Source organism: Stenotrophomonas sp. Sm6012, from assembly GCF_030985895.1.
GTDB classification, from domain to species: Bacteria; Pseudomonadota; Gammaproteobacteria; order Xanthomonadales; family Xanthomonadaceae; genus Stenotrophomonas; species Stenotrophomonas forensis.
On record NZ_JAPTFX010000119.1, the window covers coordinates 1 to 15,336 of the forward strand.

Genomic DNA, 15,336 nt, shown 5'->3' on the forward strand with positions numbered 1-15,336 from the left:
ATCCACACAGGTGCCGGCCAGCGGCCGGCACGACCGATCACGTGGGCATCTCCACGTCGTCGCGCTGCTCCTGCATAATCGGGGCATGAGTGTCCTGCGCTTCGACAATGTCAGCAAACAGTACGCCGGTGGCCACGAGGCGCTGATCGATGTCAGCTTCGAGGTCGCGCCGGGCGAGATGCTGTTCGTCACCGGCCATTCCGGTGCGGGCAAGAGCACCCTGCTCAAGTTGATCCACCTCGACGAGCGGCCCAGCCGCGGCGCGGTGGTGTTCGACGAGCGCAACCTGCTGAAGGTGCGCGGCGGCGACGTGCCACGCCACCGTCGCGCCGTCGGTGCGGTCTACCAGGACCATCGGCTGCTGATGGATCGGTCGATCGCCGAGAACGTGGCGCTGCCGCTGATCCTGCGCGGTACCCGCCGCGGCGACATCAGCAAGCGCGTGCGCTCGGTGCTCGAACGGATGGGCCTGGGCCATCGCGAAAAGGCGCTGCCCTCGCAGCTGTCGGCCGGCGAGCAGCAGCGCGTCGGCATTGCCCGCGCCATCGTCGGCGAGCCCAAGCTGCTGGTGGCCGACGAGCCCACCGGCAACCTCGACCCGACCCTGGCGGCGGAGATCATGGCCCTGTTCGCCGAGCTGCCGTCGCGCGGCACCAGCGTGCTGGTGGTCAGCCATGACCTGCCGCTGCTGCGCCGCATGCGCAAGCGCGTGCTGATCCTCGACCACGGCCGGCTGGCGGACGACATCTCGCCGCAGGACCTGGCGGAGTAACGCATGGCGAAGAACGAAAACAGCGAAGCCGCCGCCCCCTCGCGGGTGGGCGTCTGGTTCCAGCACCACGTGCACAGCGTGGTGTTCAGCCTGGGCCGCGCCTGCCGCAAGCCGTGGGCGACGCTGCTGACGGTGATGGTCATGGCGCTGGCGCTGGCCCTGCCACTGGGCCTGTCGATCGCACTGGACAACCTCAAGCAGTTCGCCGGCAGCGTGCAGCAGTCGCGCGATATCAATGTGTTCCTGAAGGGCAATGTCGATGGCCCCGGCGCGCTGCGCCTGGCCGGCCAGCTGCGCGACCGCGACGATGTCGCCGAAGTGAATGTGCGCACGCCCGAACAGGGCCTGCAGGAACTGCGCGATGCCGGCCTGGGCGAGGCGATCGACGCGCTCAACGACAACCCGCTGCCCTCGCTGCTGGTGATCACCCCGGGCCAGGGCAAGGACGATGCGCGCCTGGCACGTGCGCTGGAAAGCCTGCCCGAGGCCGACCTGGTGCAGCACGATGCGCTGTGGCGCCAGCGCCTGGATGCCTGGCTGGCGTTCGGCGCACGGCTGGTACAGGTGCTGTCGGTGCTGCTCGGCGCCGGCGCCGCGCTGGTGGTCGGCAACACCGTGCGCCTGGATATCCAGGCCCGCCGCGAAGAGATCGGCGTGCTGCAGCTGCTTGGCGCCAGCGACGGCTTCATCCGCCGCCCGTTCCTGTACCTGGGCGCCTGGTACGGCCTCGGTGCCGGCGCGGTGGCGCTGGCCCTGATCGCCGCCGCCGGTGCCGCGCTGCGCGTGCCGCTGGCCGAACTCTCGCGCAGCTACGGCAGCCCGTTCGTGCTGCACGGCCTGGACCTGCTGCATGGGGGCCTGGTCCTGCTCGGCACGCTGCTGCTGGGCTGGCTGGGGGCCTGGCTGGTGACGGGCCACTTCCTCCGCCAGACCCGTCCGACCGACACCTGAGACCGGCATGCAACCGCAAGCGCTGAAGCACCTTGATGGGCCCGCGACGCGGGTGATGGTGGTCGATGGCTCGAAGCTGGTGCGCAAGCTGATTGCCGACGTCCTGACCCGTGAGCTTCCGGGCGTGGAGGTGATCGGCTGCGACAGCATCGAGGATGCGCAGCAGGCGCTGGCGCAGGGCCCGGTGGACCTGGTGACCACGTCGCTGACCCTCCGCGATGGAGATGGCCTGGCGCTGGCGCGGATGGTCCGCGATGCCGTGGGCCAGGCCTATGTGCCGGTGATCGTGGTGTCCGGCGACGCCCAGCAGCACCTGGAGCAGCGCCGCTTCACCGAGTACGTCACCGACTATTTCGACAAGGCGCTGGGCCACGAGGCACTGGCGACCTTCATCCGCGGCTACGTGCAGCCGCAGACGATTCCCGGTGCGACCATCCTCTACATCGAGGACAGCCGCGTGGTGGCCGAGGCCACCAAGCGCATGCTCGAACGCCAGCAGTTGAACGTGCTGCACGTGGTCAGCGCCGAAGAGGCGTTCACCCTGCTCACCGCCGAGTCGCTGGGCCGCAGCCGCCACCGCATCGACCTGGTGCTGACCGACGTCACCCTCAAGGGTGAACTGAGTGGCCGCGACGTGGTGCAGCGCGTGCGCGTGGACTTCGGCTACGGCAAGCGCCGCCTGCCGGTGCTGGTGATGACCGGTGACGGCAATCCGCACAACCAGACCGGGCTGCTGCAGTCCGGCGCCAACGACCTGGTGCTCAAGCCGATCGAAGAACGGCTGCTGGTCACCAAGGTGCTGTTCCAGCTGCGCCTGGCCCGATTGAACGATGGACCCCTGATTCGATGATGGATGAAGTAGCCGACACCCCGACGATCCAGCTGGAACCGAGCTGGAAGCAGCACGTCGGTGATTACCTGCTGCAACCGCAGATGCGCGAGCTGTCCAGTTTCCTGCGCCAGCGCAAGGCGAGTGGTGCCGCGGTATTCCCGCCCGGCCCGCAGATCTTCGCCGCGTTCGACGCCACGCCGTTCGAGCAGGTGAAGGTGGTCATCCTCGGCCAGGACCCGTATCACGGCCGCGGCCAGGCCCATGGCCTGAGCTTCTCGGTGCCGCCGGGCGTGCCGGTGCCGCCGTCGCTGCTGAACATCTACAAAGAGATCGAGAGCGATCTCGGTATCCCGCGTCCGGACCACGGCTGCCTGATCCCGTGGGCGCAGCGCGGCGTGCTGCTGCTCAATGCGGTGCTGACGGTGGAAGAGGGCAAGGCCGGCGCGCACCAGGGGCGGGGCTGGGAAGGCTTCACCGATCATGTGGTGGACGTGCTCAACCGCGAACGCGAAGGCCTGGTGTTCATGCTCTGGGGCGCCTATGCGCAGCAGAAGGGCAAGGTCATCGACACCCGCCGCCATCGCGTGCTGAAGTCGCCGCATCCGTCGCCGTTGTCGGCCCACCGCGGCTTCCTCGGCTGCCGGCATTTCTCGATGGCCAACGAGTACCTGCAGCGCCGCGGCCAGGCCCCGATCGACTGGTCGCTGCCGCCCCGTTCGGCGCTTTGAGCGCCCGCGGGCGGCTGGGCCTGAACACCGGGCAACGTGCCCGGTCCTGAATGGGCCTCCGGGACGGCCCGTTCAGCTCCGCTTGACCGGAATCGGCCGGCTTCCGGTAGGTAATTACTTGAATTCCAAGGGATTGTGAATCCCGAAAAGCGCGCTCGCCACTGTCATCAAATCGCGCTACGGTAGGGCTCTGTTTGGGACCAGTGTTGCATCAATAGGATGCTGGAACTTTTTCCTCCTTTAGCAGTCCAAATCCCGGACTGCTAAGATGGGTGCCTATGAGCCAGAACACCTCTACTGCCCTTGTGGCAAACAATCTCCCGATTCCCAGTGCGCTCGGTTCGCTGGACGCCTACATCGGTGCCGTGCACCAGATCCCGGTGCTGTCGGTCGATGACGAACAGGACCTGGCCCGTCGCTTCCGCGACGGCAACGATCTGGACGCCGCCCGCGAGCTGGTGCATTCGCACCTGCGCTTCGTGGTGCACGTGGCCCGCGGTTACAACGGCTACGGCCTTGCGCTGGGCGACCTGATCCAGGAAGGCAACATCGGCCTGATGAAGGCGGTCAAGCGCTTCGACCCGGACATGGGCGTGCGCCTGGTGTCCTTCGCCGTGCACTGGATCCGTGCCGAGATGCACGAGTTCATCCTGAAGAACTGGCGCATCGTGAAGGTCGCCACGACCAAGGCGCAGCGCAAACTGTTCTTCAACCTGCGCAAGTCGAAGACGCGCCTGGGCTGGATGAACGCGGCTGAAGTCAGCGCCGTGGCCAAGGACCTGAACGTGTCCGAGCGTGAGGTCATGGAAATGGAATCGCGCCTGTCCGGTCGCGATATCGGTTTCGATGCACCGACCGACGAGGACAACGAGCACGCGCCGCCGTCGCCGGCCGCGTTCCTGGTTGCCAACGACGAAGACCCGTCGATGGCCTACGAACGTGCCGACAGCGAAGACAACCAGATGCAGCTGCTGCGCGAAGGGCTGGCCGAGCTGGATGCCCGCTCGCGCGACATCATCCGCCGCCGCTGGCTGGATGCCGACAGCAAGGTGACGCTGCAGGAACTGGCCGACGAGTACGGCGTGTCGGCCGAGCGCATCCGCCAGGTTGAAGCGAACGCGCTGAAGAAGATGAAGGCGCTGTTCACCGCGTAAAGCGCGGGTGGCGTTGGAATGCAGAAAGGCCCGGCACTGCCGGGCCTTTCACGTTTGTGGGGCTCATCCACGCCATGCGTGGATGCCCGACGCCAGGACGGTGATTGCGCCGACCGGGTCCTGCGCTGGATCCTGATGTTCACGCCGTACCACCAGGTGGCACGGTATGATCATGCCACGCATTTTCCGCACCCGAAGTTTCAACCGCAGCATGCGCAGGACCGTGCTGCCTGACGCTGCCTTGTGTCAGTCGATAAGGGAAATGGAAGCGGGTCTGGTGGATGCAGATCTTGGCGGAGGCCTCTTCAAGAAGCGCGTCGCGTTGCCGGGACGAGGAAAGCGCGGAAGCGCTCGAACCATCGTCGCAACACAGCGAGGCGGGCATTGGTTCTTTCTTTTCGGGTATGAAAAGAACGAACGCGCCGCAATCACGAATGCGGAACGAGATGCACTGCAGTTGTATGCATCGGAGTTCCTGAAAATGAGTCCGGCACAGCTGAAGCGTGCCGTGGAGTACGGGGATCTACAGGAGATCTGCCATGGCAAAGGCCCCTGAGCGAAGGCGCGCAAAAAGTTTACTGCTTGAGGCGGTGCACGATGCGGCCGTGAGTCTGCATGCGCACGGCTTCATCGACAAACGTCGGTTGAGCAGCTACGAGGCGCTGTGCCTTGAGCCTGTTCCCGAATACAGCAGTGCCCAGATCCGTGCGCTGCGTACATCGTTGCAGCTCAGCCAGCCAGTGTTTGCCGGGGTGCTGAACACAAGCGTCTCCACGGTGCGCAGTTGGGAGCAAGGCGAGAAGAAGCCCAGCGGGCCCTCACTGAAATTGTTGAACCTGATTGATCGGAAGGGACTCGAAGCAGTCCTGTAAAGCAAGGGCCCGGCATTGCCGGGCCCGTTCGTTTCGGCGCTATTCAATCCACGCCATGCGTGGATGTCCCGATGCCGTGACTGCCTCAGCCCTCGCGTGCGATCGCGCGCCAGCCGATGTCGTTGCGGTGGAACTCGTTCGCCCACGTCACCTTGGCCACGCCGGCATAGGCGTTGGTCTGTGCGTCGCGCACGCTGTCGCCCAGCGCCGCCACGCACAGCACGCGACCGCCGGCACTGAGCACCTGGCCCTGCGCGTCCAGCGTGGTGCCGGCATGGAACACCTTGGCACTGGCCGGCACGTCGTCCAGGCCGGAAATCACATCACCGGTGATCGGCGATTCCGGGTACGGCCTGGCGGCCAGCACCACGCCCAGCGACGGCCGTGCATCCCACTGTGCCTCGATCTGGTCCAGGCGGCCGTCGATGGCCGCTTCCACCAGCTCCACCAGGTCCGACTGCAGGCGCAACATCACCGGCTGGGTTTCCGGGTCGCCGAAGCGCACGTTGAACTCGATCACCTTCGGCGCGCCGCTGGCATCGATCATCAGGCCGGCATAGAGGAAGCCGGTGAACGGGATGCCGTCGGCGATCATGCCCTGCACGGTCGGGTTCACCACCTCGCGCATCACGCGCGCGTGTACCTCCGGGGTGACCACCGGGGCCGGCGAGTACGCACCCATGCCGCCGGTGTTCGGACCGGTGTCGCCGTCGCCGACACGCTTGTGGTCCTGCGAGGTGGCCATCGGCAGCGCATGCACGCCGTCCACCATCGAAATGAAGCTGGCCTCCTCGCCATCGAGGAATTCCTCGATGACCACACGTGCACCGGCATCGCCGAACGCATTGCCCGACAGCATGTCACGCACCGCGTCTTCGGCTTCGGCCAGCGTCATTGCCACGATCACGCCCTTGCCGGCGGCCAGGCCATCGGCCTTGACCACGATCGGTGCGCCCTTCTCACGGATGTAGGCCAGCGCCGCGTCCACCTCGGTGTGCACGGCATAGAACGCGGTGGGGATGTCGTGGCGGGCCAGGAAATCCTTGGCGTAGGCCTTGCTGCCTTCCAACTGCGCGGCGGCAGCGGTCGGCCCGAAGATGCGCAGGCCGGCGGCACGGAAGCGGTCGACCACGCCGGCCACCAGCGGCACTTCCGGGCCGACCACGGTCAGCGCCACGCCTTCAGCCTGGGCCAGTGCGAGCAGGCCATCAATATCGGTGACCTTCACCGCGACGTTGCGGCACTTGTCTTCGCTGGCGGTGCCGGCGTTGCCGGGCGCCACGATCACTTCGGTGACACGGGAGGACTGGGCCAGCTTCCATGCCAGGGCGTGTTCGCGGCCGCCAGAGCCGATGACAAGTACGTTCATCACGAGATTCCAGATTGCGTGGGAAGGGAAGATCGGTATCCCCGGCGGTGCGCGTGGTTCACTCGCAGCCTTCGCGTCGAAGCGCTTCGGGGAAGGAATAGGTCCAGGTCTTGCTGTCCAGGCTGAAGCGGTGCTGCTGCCGGACCGGTTTGCCGCCACAGGTGGTGCCGGCCTCCTCGATCAGCAGCGGCCAGGTGCGCGCGCTGCGGTCACTGTCGTCGAAACGCAGTGCGAAATCGATGCTGAAGCGGCGGCTGCGGCAGTCTTCCGCGGTTTCAGCATCGGCATTGGCGTCGACGGTGTCGCACTCGTACTGGGCGTCATTGTCGATATGGCTGCGTAGGCTGCCACTGGCGACCAGGCCGTTCGGGCCCGGCAGGACCAGCGATTGCGAGAGCAGCGAGAAGCCCTGGCCGAACCAGCCGTCCTCGACGCGGAAGCCATAGAAATCACTGCCGGCGCGGATGACGCTGGCGGTGCCGGGTTGGCCGCCGCTGCCGAAGCGCCCGCCGGTCAGTTCGCTGGCCACTTCGAAGCCATCATCCTTCGGGCGCAGAACGAAGAAGTCGATGGTGCCCGGGTCGATGTGCGCACCGTCGGGCAGTGCGCCACAGACCGCCAGCAGCTGCTGCCAGTGGTCACCGCTGACCACCGGCTGCTCGGCACAGACCTGCCACTCCATCGCATGGGTGTCGACATCGTCGGTCCAGCTGCCGCGCCATTCACCGGAGAGCTTGGCGTTGCTGCCGTAACGCTGGACCAGGAAGGCCTGCAGTCGTGCGGTGCGGCTGACCTGCTGTGCCGGTGAGGCGGGGGCCACCGAAGGCGCATCCACCTTCGGCGCCACGCTGGGCTCGCCCGCAGGCTTGCAGCCCGCCAGTACGGCCGCACCCGCGAGGGCGAGGGCGGCCAGCGATGTCATCGAAACTGCGGACATCCGTGTCGCTCCAGGATCAGTGGCGGAAGTGGCGCACGCCGGTGAACACCATGGCCAGACCATGTTCGTCGGCGGCGGCGATCACTTCGGCATCGCGCATCGAACCGCCCGGCTGGATGACCGCCTTGATGCCAGCGGCAGCGGCGGCGTCGATGCCGTCGCGGAACGGGAAGAACGCGTCGGAGGCCATCACCGAGCCCTCGACCACCAGGTTCGCATCGGCGGCCTTGATGCCGGCGATGCGCGCCGAGTACACACGGCTCATCTGGCCGGCACCCACGCCGATCGTGCGGTTGTCCTTGGCATAGACGATCGCGTTGGACTTCACGAACTTGGCCACCTTCCAGGCGAACAGCAGGTCGGTGAACTGCTTGTCGGTCGGCGCCAGTTTGCTGACCACCTTCAGTTCGTCACGGGTCATGCCGCGGTTGTCCGAGGACTGCAGCAACAGGCCCGAGCCGACGCGCTTGCTGTCGAAGTTGTTCAGGCCATCGCCGTGCGGGATGCGCAGCACGCGCACGTTGGCCTTCTTCTGCGCGTATTCCAGCGCGGCCGGCTCGTAGTCCGGGGCAATCAGCACTTCGACGAACTGGCGGTCCAGGATCACCTTGGCGGTGGCGGCGTCCAGTGGCTTGTTGAAGGCGATGATGCCGCCGAAGGCGCTGGTCGGGTCGGTGGCGTAGGCCAGCTCGTAGGCATCGCCGTTGCCGGCACCGACGGCCACGCCGCACGGGTTGGCGTGCTTGACGATGACACAGGCCGGCGCGTCGAACTGGCGCACGCATTCCCACGCCGCATCGGCATCGGCCAGGTTGTTGTAGCTCAGTTCCTTGCCCTGCAGCTGCTGGAACGTGGCCAGCGTGCCCGGCACCGGGTACAGGTCGCGGTAGAACGCGCCGCTCTGGTGCGGGTTTTCGCCGTAGCGCAGGTCCATCACCTTCACGAAAGTGGAGTTCATCTGCGCCGGGTACTCGGCACGCGCCGGTACCGCGGCGTCGGTGGCGGTGACCGCCGACAGGTAGTTGCTGATTGCCGCGTCGTACTGGGCGACGCGGTTGAAGGCGGCCACCGAGAACGCGAAGCGGGTGGCGGCGCTCAGCTGGCCGTCGTTGGCCTCCAGCGAGGCCAGCAGTTCGGCGTACTGCGACGGGTCGGTGGCCACCGCCACGCGGGCGAAGTTCTTGGCGGCCGAACGCAGCATCGCCGGGCCGCCGATGTCGATGTTCTCGACCGCGTCGGCCAGGGTGCAGTCGCCCTTGGCGGTGACCGACTCGAACGGATAGAGGTTCAGCACCAGCAGGTCGATGGCGCCGATGCCGTGCTCGGCCATCACCGCATCATCCAGGCCGGAACGGCCGAGCAGGCCGCCGTGCACCATCGGGTGCAGGGTCTTGACCCGGCCGTCCATCATCTCCGGGAAGCCAGTAACGTCGGCCAAGTCCTTGACGGCCAGGCCCATGTCGCGAATGGCCTTGGCGGTGCCGCCGGTGGACAGCAGCTCCACGCCGCGTGCAGCCAGCGCAGTGGCCAGCTCGGCCAGGCCGGTCTTGTCGGAAACGGAGAGGAGGGCCCGACGGACGGGCAACAGATCAGCAGTCATGGGACAGAATCGGCAGCGGAGCGGGGCCGATATTGTAGGCGGTGGGGGCCGGTGGCGGGCGCTGGCGGGCAAAATCGGCTGGCGCCGACGGCCCTGCGGCCGCCTTCAGCACAGCCTGGCCGGGGCGGTCCGCAAGCATTTCGATGGGGGGCGCTGCCGCAATCGGGTAGGCTGTGCCGGAACTGCCAAGGATCAGCGGGTTCGGATCGTGTCGATCTATGCATTGAAGGGACGTTTCCAGGACCTGTTGCGTCCAGCCGTACGCGGCCTGTACCGCATGGGGGTCACTGCCAACGCGGTGACCGTGGCCGCCGCCGTGGTCTCGCTGCTGGTGGCCGCCGCGGTGTGGTGCTGCGCCCCGGCCCAGCCGCTGCTGTACCTGCTGCTGCCGCTGTGGATGCTGCTGCGCATGGCGCTCAACGCGGTGGACGGCATGCTGGCCCGCGAGTTCGGCCAGCAGTCGCGGCTGGGCGCCTATCTGAATGAGTTGTGCGACGTGATTGCCGATGCCGCGCTGTACCTGGGCCTGCTCAGCGTGCCGGGCGTGCGCCCGGAAGCGCTGTGGCTGCTGGCCTGGACGGCGGCGCTGAGCGAGTACGCCGGCGTGCTGGGGCTGATGGTCGGTGCCAGCCGCCGCTACGACGGCCCGATGGGCAAGAGCGACCGCGCGTTCGTGATCGGTGCGCTGGGCCTGCTGCTGGCGTTTGAGTGGGTTGGCGCGATGACGGTCACTGGCGTGGCTGCGGCCATGGCGGCGCTGTGCATGCTGACCATGATCAACCGCGTCCGTCGCGGACTGCGGGAAGCCGCGGTTTCGCCGAATTAATCAAGCAGATACAAAAAGACAATCAGGAGATTGCATGCGTCAGGCGCAGGAACGGGAATTCCACAGCTTCGACCAGGTACCGCTGTTCTACCGGTACTGGGCGGCCACCACCGCAACGCCGGCCAGCAAGGCCATCGTGCTGCTGCACCGCGGCCACGAGCACTCCGGGCGCGTCACCCACCTGGTCGATGAGCTGGACCTGCCCGACACCGCCTTCTTCGCCTGGGATGCGCGCGGTAACGGCCGTTCGCCGGGTGCGCGTGGCGATGCACCGGGCTTCCCGGCGCTTGTGCGCGATCTGGACAGCTTCATCGCCCATATCGGTGCCGAGCACGGCATCGCGGTGGAAGACATCGTGGTGATCGCGCAGAGCGTGGGTGCGGTGGTCGCCGCCACCTGGGTGCACGACTATGCGCCGCGCCTGCGCGCGCTGGTGATGGCCTCGCCGGCGTTCAAGGTGAAGTTGTACGTGCCGTTCGCTCGCCCGGGCCTGGCGTTGATGCAGAAGCTGCGCGGCAACTTCTTCGTCAACAGCTACGTCAAGCCGCAATGGCTGACCCACGACCCGGCGCGGGTGCAGAGCTACCGCACCGATCCGCTGATCACCCGACCGATCTCGGTGCGCGTGCTGCTGGGCCTGTACGAGGCCGCCGACCGCATCGTGGCCGATGCACAGGCGATCAGCGTGCCGGTGCAGCTGCTGGTGTCCGGTTCGGATTTCGTCGTTCATCGCGGCCCGCAGGATCGCTTCTACGAGCGGCTGTCCAGCCCGGTCAAGGAGCGCGTGCACCTGCCGGGCTTCTTCCACGACACGCTGGGCGAGCGCGATCGGGCGCCTGCGCTGGCACGCATCCGCAGCTTCATCCAGGCGCGTTTCGCCGAGCCACTGCGCGAGCTGTCGCGACGCGATGCGCACCGCCATGGGCCGACCTTCGAGGAATCGGAAATCCTGGCGTGGCCGCCAGAGCGCAACAGCCTGGCCGACCTGCGCTGGCGCGTGGTACGCGGTGGCCTGCGTTTCGGCGGCACGCTGTCCGAAGGCATCGCGCTGGGCCTGCAGACCGGTTTCGATTCGGGCAGCACGCTCGACTACATCTACCGCGACGAAGCCCGTGGCAAGGGCCCGCTGGGGCGCATGGTCGATCGCAACTATCTGGATGCGATCGGCTGGCGCGGCATCCGCGTGCGTGGCCAGCACCTGCAGGAACTGCTGCGCGATGCTGCGCAGCGCCTGCGCGGGCAGGGGGTGCCGGTACGCGTGCTGGACGTGGCCGCCGGCCACGGCCGCTACGTGCTGGAAGCGCTGGGCCAGGGCGAACAGCGCGCCGATCGCATCGTGCTGCGTGATTTCAGCGACCTGAATGTCACCCAGGGCCAGGCACTGATCGACCGCTTGGGGGCGGCCGACATCGCCCGCTTCGAGCAGGGCGATGCGTTCGATCCGGCGCAGCTGGCCAGGGTGGACCCGGCGCCGACGCTGGCGGTGGTGTCGGGCCTGTACGAACTGTTCCCCGACAACGATGCGGTGTTGCGCTCGCTGCAGGGCATCGCCGCGACGGTGCCGGTGGGCGGCTACCTGGCCTACACCGGCCAGCCCTGGCACCCGCAGCTGGAGTTCATCGCCCGCGCGCTGACCAGCCACCGCGGTGGCGCAGCGTGGGTGATGCGGCGTCGTACCCAGCAGGAGATGGACGAGCTGGTACGCCTGGCCGGGTTCGAGAAGGTGGCGCAGCGCATTGATGACTTCGGCATCTTCACCGTGTCGCTGGCACGCCGGACTGCATGATGGCGACGCTCGCCGCCAGCCCGCTGGTTGCGGAGGGGCGCCCCTGGCGGCGCGCCCTGCTGTGGCTGGCCTTGCTGGGGCCGTTCTTCTTCGCCAGCTACGGCTTCGCCAACTGGATGGCTGGCCGCCATGCCGAACTGCCGGTGATGGCGTTCGGATGGGAAACGCAGATTCCGTTCGTGCCATGGACGATCGTGCCGTACTGGTCGATCGATCTGTTCTATGCGATCTCGTTCTTCCTGTGCCGGCGTCGGCTGGAACTGGACCGGCACGCGCTGCGGCTGTTCAGTGCGCAGGTCATCGCGGTCGCGTGTTTCCTGCTGTGGCCGTTGCGCTTCAGCTTTGAACGGCCGGAGATCGGCGGTGTGTTCGGCTGGCTGTTCGATGTGCTGCTGGGCTTCGACAAGCCCTTCAACCAGGCACCGTCGCTGCACATCGTGCTGCTGATCGTGCTGTGGGTGAAGTTTGCGCAGTACCTGCACGGCGCCTGGCGCTGGGTGCTGCATGGGTGGGCGCTGCTGATCGGCGTTTCGGTGCTGACCACGTTCCAGCACCATTTCATCGACATCCCTACCGGCGCACTGGCGGGCTGGCTGTGCGTCTGGCTGTGGCCGGAGCAGGGCACGCCACCGCTGCGCGCCTGGTGCTCCGCACGCGACCGGAAACGCTGGCGATTGGCGGCGCTGTACCTGCTGGGGGCGGCGGCCCTGCTGGTGCCGGTGGTGCTGCTGCGCGGTGCAGCGCTGTGGCTGCTGTGGCCGGTGGTGTCGCTGCTGCTGGTGGCACTGGCCTACGCCGGGCTGGGCACGACGGTGTTCCAGAAGCGCGCCGATGGACGCCTGACGATGGCGGCGCGCTGGTTGCTGGCGCCGTATCTGGGTGCGGCCTGGATCAACTCACGGGTGTGGACGCGCCGTGCGCCGCAGCCGGTCCTTGTGATGGACGGCGTATGGCTGGGCCGCATTCCCAACGCCGCGTTGCCGCCGCCGCTGCGGGGCGTGGTGGACGTCTGTGCCGAACTATCCTGCCATGCGCCGGGTGCGGCATACGCCCGCGTGCCGATGCTGGACCTGGTGGTGCCCACGCCGCACCAGCTGCGCGCCGCGGCCGAGGCGATCGAGCGGCTGCGTGCGCAGGGGCCATTGCTCGTGTGCTGTGCGCTGGGCTATTCGCGTAGTGCCGCCAGCGTCGCGACCTGGCTGCTGCGCAGTGGTCGTGCCCCCAATGCCGACGCTGCGGTGGCGATCGTGCGCACCGCACGGCCGTCGATCGTCCTGCATGACAGTCATCTACAGGCCATCGCGGCCGCTGCCGCACCGGAGAGCACTGCATGAGCAACGCTGCCGATCTGCCGATGATGCACCTGCTGCTGCGCCAGGGCCGCCTGCCTGCCGTGCTGTCACTGGGCCTGCTGCTGGTGGCGCTGTTGTTGCTGGGGATTGAGCCGGGGCTGGCGATGATCGCCGCCGGCCTGCTGTTGCTGAGCGTGGCGATGGGCGTGGCGCAGGCGTACTACGCGGTGCGCGTGCAGCTTGATGCCAGCCTGCTGCAGCTGCTGCTGCGCGAACACCTGCAGGGGGATGCGGCCGCCGAACGCGTGGATGCCGCCCTCCACACCGCTGGCCTGCGTCGCCGCGATGCGCAGGCGCCGGTGCGTGGCTGGGACGCGCGCTGGATCGGCATGCGGCGCCTGCTGGTGCGCCAGTACGTGGCCACCCTGTTGCAGTTTTCGGTGCTGCTGCTGGCGGTGCTGTGGCCGCAGACGTGAACGGGAGGAACCGATGTTCGCCGAACTGATTGCCCGCGCCTGCAGTGGCGCGATCCATGTGGTAACCGGCGCACGTGCGCTGTGGATCGGCTGTGCACCATCCAGTGAGCACCGCGTCTATTACGGCAACCACGCCAGCCACGGTGATTTCGTGCTGATCTGGTCGTCGATGCCACCGGCCCTGCGCCGCCGGGTGCGCCCGGTGGCGGCAGCCGAGTACTGGCAGGGCGATGCCCTGCGCCGCTACCTGATCGATGCGGTGTTCAACGGCGTGCTGGTCGAGCGCGAGGCCGGGCATCGCCAGCAGGACCCGTTGCAGGTACTGCGCGAAGCGGTCGATGAAGGGTGTTCGCTGATCCTGTTCCCGGAAGGCACGCGCAATGTCGGCGACGAACCGCTGCTGCCGTTCAAGAGCGGTATCTACCACCTGGCGCGGCAGCGGCCGGAACTGGAGTTCGTACCGGTGTGGATCGACAACCTGAAGCGGGTGATGCCCAAGGGCCGGTTCCTGCCGTTGCCGCTGCTGTGTACGGCCACCTTCGGTGCGCCGCTGCGGCTGCAGGCCGATGAGGACAAGGCGGCGTTCCTGGCGCGCAGCCGGCAGGCGCTGCTGGACCTGGCACCCAATGGAGGCCGAGCATGAGTTTCGTGCTGGATGTCTCCGGCGATCTGGCAACGCAGAGCGTAGGCCAGCAGACCGGCCTGCTGTTCGCCGGCGTCGGCGCGGTGCTGGTGCTGGCCACATTGGTGGCCGAAACCCTGCGCTGGCGCCCGCGCGGGCAGCCCAGCGCGGTGATCGCCAACCTGGTCTCGCGCATCCGCGCGTGGTGGGTGATGGCGATCGTGGTGGGGTTGGCGCTGTTCTTCGGCCGTGCCGGGGTGATCGTGCTGTTCGCGATCATCTCGCTGTTCGCGCTGCGCGAGTTCATCACCCTGGCGCCGACCCGCTCGGGCGACTACTACGCGCTGCTGGCCGCGTTCTACATCGTGCTGCCCTGGCAGTACTACCTGGTGTGGATCGACTGGTACGGCATGTACACGCTGCTGATTCCGGTCTACGCGTTCCTGTTCCTGCCGATCCTGTCGACCATCGGCGGCGACACCACCCACTACCTGGAGCGCACGGCGAAGGTACAGTGGGGGTTGATGATCTGCGTGTTCTGCATTTCGCACGTTCCGCTGCTGCTGAACCTGCAGGTGCCGGGGCATGACCCGTCGCGCAACGTGCTGTTGTTTGCCTTCCTGGTGATCGTGGTGCAGTCCTCGGACGTGCTGCAGTACATCTGGGGCAAGCTGCTGGGCAGGCACCTGATCGCGCCGAAGCTGTCGCCGTCGAAGACGGTGGAGGGCTTCGTGGGGGGCGTGCTGAGTGCCAGCGCGCTGGGCGCGGCGCTGTGGTGGATTACCCCGTTCACGCCACTGCAGGCCTTCGGCCTGTCGCTGCTGATCAACCTGATGGGGTTCTGGGGTGGCCTGGTGATGTCGGCGATCAAGCGCGACCGCGGCATCAAGGACTGGGGCCACATGATCGAGGGCCACGGGGGCATGCTCGACCGGCTGGATTCGGTGTGCTTCGCCGCGCCGGTGTTCTTCCATGTGGTGCGGTACTACTGGAAGGCGGGCGGCGGCGGTTGATTTCGGGAGGGCGCCATCCACGCATGGCGTGGATCTACCGGTAGTGCCGGCCGCTGGCCGGCAACTGCAACATCCTGCCATCGTCCATGGGGTTGCCGGCCGGCGG

General features: G+C 67.4%; 16 protein-coding genes. 13 read left to right on the forward strand and 3 right to left on the reverse strand.

Annotated features, from left to right (window positions below; genetic code table 11):
• The first annotated feature begins 85 nt into the window (after positions 1-85).
• From ftsE to O0J73_RS17150, 7 genes are all read left to right on the forward strand, one after another.
• Positions 86-772 carry a cell division ATP-binding protein FtsE gene (gene ftsE, locus O0J73_RS17120; protein WP_006473446.1) on the forward strand — a complete coding sequence of 229 codons (687 nt, stop codon included), beginning with the start codon at positions 86-88 and terminating at the stop codon, positions 770-772.
• A gap of 3 nt (positions 773-775) precedes the next feature.
• Positions 776-1,723, forward strand: a complete 948-nt coding sequence (gene ftsX / locus O0J73_RS17125) for a permease-like cell division protein FtsX (RefSeq protein WP_008266959.1) — start codon at positions 776-778, stop codon at positions 1,721-1,723.
• A 7-nt stretch (positions 1,724-1,730) separates the two neighbouring features.
• Positions 1,731-2,573, forward strand: coding sequence for a response regulator (locus O0J73_RS17130; RefSeq protein WP_006473442.1), 843 nt, complete (start codon positions 1,731-1,733; stop codon positions 2,571-2,573).
• Positions 2,570-3,283 (forward strand): uracil-DNA glycosylase, encoded by a 714-nt coding sequence (gene ung / locus O0J73_RS17135; RefSeq protein WP_005419723.1) that lies wholly within the window; start codon positions 2,570-2,572, stop codon positions 3,281-3,283. Before O0J73_RS17130 ends, ung begins: the two co-directional genes overlap by 4 nt.
• A gap of 278 nt (positions 3,284-3,561) precedes the next feature.
• Positions 3,562-4,437 (forward strand): RNA polymerase sigma factor RpoH, encoded by an 876-nt coding sequence (gene rpoH, locus O0J73_RS17140; protein ID WP_006473441.1) that lies wholly within the window; start codon positions 3,562-3,564, stop codon positions 4,435-4,437.
• A 166-nt stretch (positions 4,438-4,603) separates the two neighbouring features.
• Positions 4,604-4,993: a type II toxin-antitoxin system RelE/ParE family toxin gene (locus O0J73_RS17145; RefSeq protein ID WP_308309218.1), complete on the forward strand. Its 390-nt coding sequence runs from the start codon at positions 4,604-4,606 to the stop codon at positions 4,991-4,993.
• Positions 4,977-5,309 (forward strand): DNA-binding transcriptional regulator, encoded by a 333-nt coding sequence (locus O0J73_RS17150; RefSeq protein WP_006473426.1) that lies wholly within the window; start codon positions 4,977-4,979, stop codon positions 5,307-5,309. The genes O0J73_RS17145 and O0J73_RS17150 overlap by 17 nt, the downstream gene beginning before the upstream one ends.
• 85 nt (positions 5,310-5,394) lie before the next feature.
• On the opposite strand, the gene purD is transcribed toward O0J73_RS17150, so the two are convergent.
• The 3 genes from purD to purH are packed head-to-tail and all read right to left on the reverse strand — an operon-like array spanning position 5,395 to position 9,215.
• Positions 5,395-6,678, reverse strand: a complete 1,284-nt coding sequence (gene purD / locus O0J73_RS17155; protein WP_308309220.1) for a phosphoribosylamine--glycine ligase — start codon at positions 6,676-6,678, stop codon at positions 5,395-5,397.
• A 58-nt stretch (positions 6,679-6,736) separates the two neighbouring features.
• Positions 6,737-7,600 carry a hypothetical protein gene (locus O0J73_RS17160; RefSeq protein WP_308309224.1) on the reverse strand — a complete coding sequence of 288 codons (864 nt, stop codon included), beginning with the start codon at positions 7,598-7,600 and terminating at the stop codon, positions 6,737-6,739.
• Between the two features lie 31 nt (positions 7,601-7,631).
• Complete coding sequence (gene purH, locus O0J73_RS17165; protein WP_308309221.1) at positions 7,632-9,215, reverse strand: bifunctional phosphoribosylaminoimidazolecarboxamide formyltransferase/IMP cyclohydrolase; 1,584 nt, start codon at positions 9,213-9,215, stop codon at positions 7,632-7,634.
• Between the two features lie 208 nt (positions 9,216-9,423).
• Between purH and O0J73_RS17170 the strand changes: the two genes are divergently transcribed.
• The 6 genes from O0J73_RS17170 to O0J73_RS17195 are packed head-to-tail and all read left to right on the forward strand — an operon-like array spanning position 9,424 to position 15,230.
• Entirely contained in the window at positions 9,424-10,041 is a 618-nt protein-coding gene (locus O0J73_RS17170; protein ID WP_197564664.1) for a CDP-alcohol phosphatidyltransferase family protein, read from the forward strand.
• A 34-nt stretch (positions 10,042-10,075) separates the two neighbouring features.
• Positions 10,076-11,827, forward strand: a complete 1,752-nt coding sequence (locus tag O0J73_RS17175; protein ID WP_006473388.1) for a bifunctional alpha/beta hydrolase/class I SAM-dependent methyltransferase — start codon at positions 10,076-10,078, stop codon at positions 11,825-11,827.
• Entirely contained in the window at positions 11,827-13,161 is a 1,335-nt protein-coding gene (locus tag O0J73_RS17180) for a phosphatase PAP2/dual specificity phosphatase family protein (RefSeq protein ID WP_308309222.1), read from the forward strand. The genes O0J73_RS17175 and O0J73_RS17180 overlap by 1 nt, the downstream gene beginning before the upstream one ends.
• Positions 13,158-13,595, forward strand: a complete 438-nt coding sequence (locus O0J73_RS17185; protein ID WP_006473382.1) for a hypothetical protein — start codon at positions 13,158-13,160, stop codon at positions 13,593-13,595. Before O0J73_RS17180 ends, O0J73_RS17185 begins: the two co-directional genes overlap by 4 nt.
• 13 nt (positions 13,596-13,608) lie before the next feature.
• Complete coding sequence (locus O0J73_RS17190) at positions 13,609-14,238, forward strand: lysophospholipid acyltransferase family protein (protein WP_006473381.1); 630 nt, start codon at positions 13,609-13,611, stop codon at positions 14,236-14,238.
• On the forward strand, positions 14,235-15,230 hold the full coding sequence (locus O0J73_RS17195; RefSeq protein WP_308309223.1) for a phosphatidate cytidylyltransferase: 996 nt from the start codon (positions 14,235-14,237) through the stop codon (positions 15,228-15,230). The genes O0J73_RS17190 and O0J73_RS17195 overlap by 4 nt, the downstream gene beginning before the upstream one ends.
• Positions 15,231-15,336 lie beyond the last annotated feature (106 nt).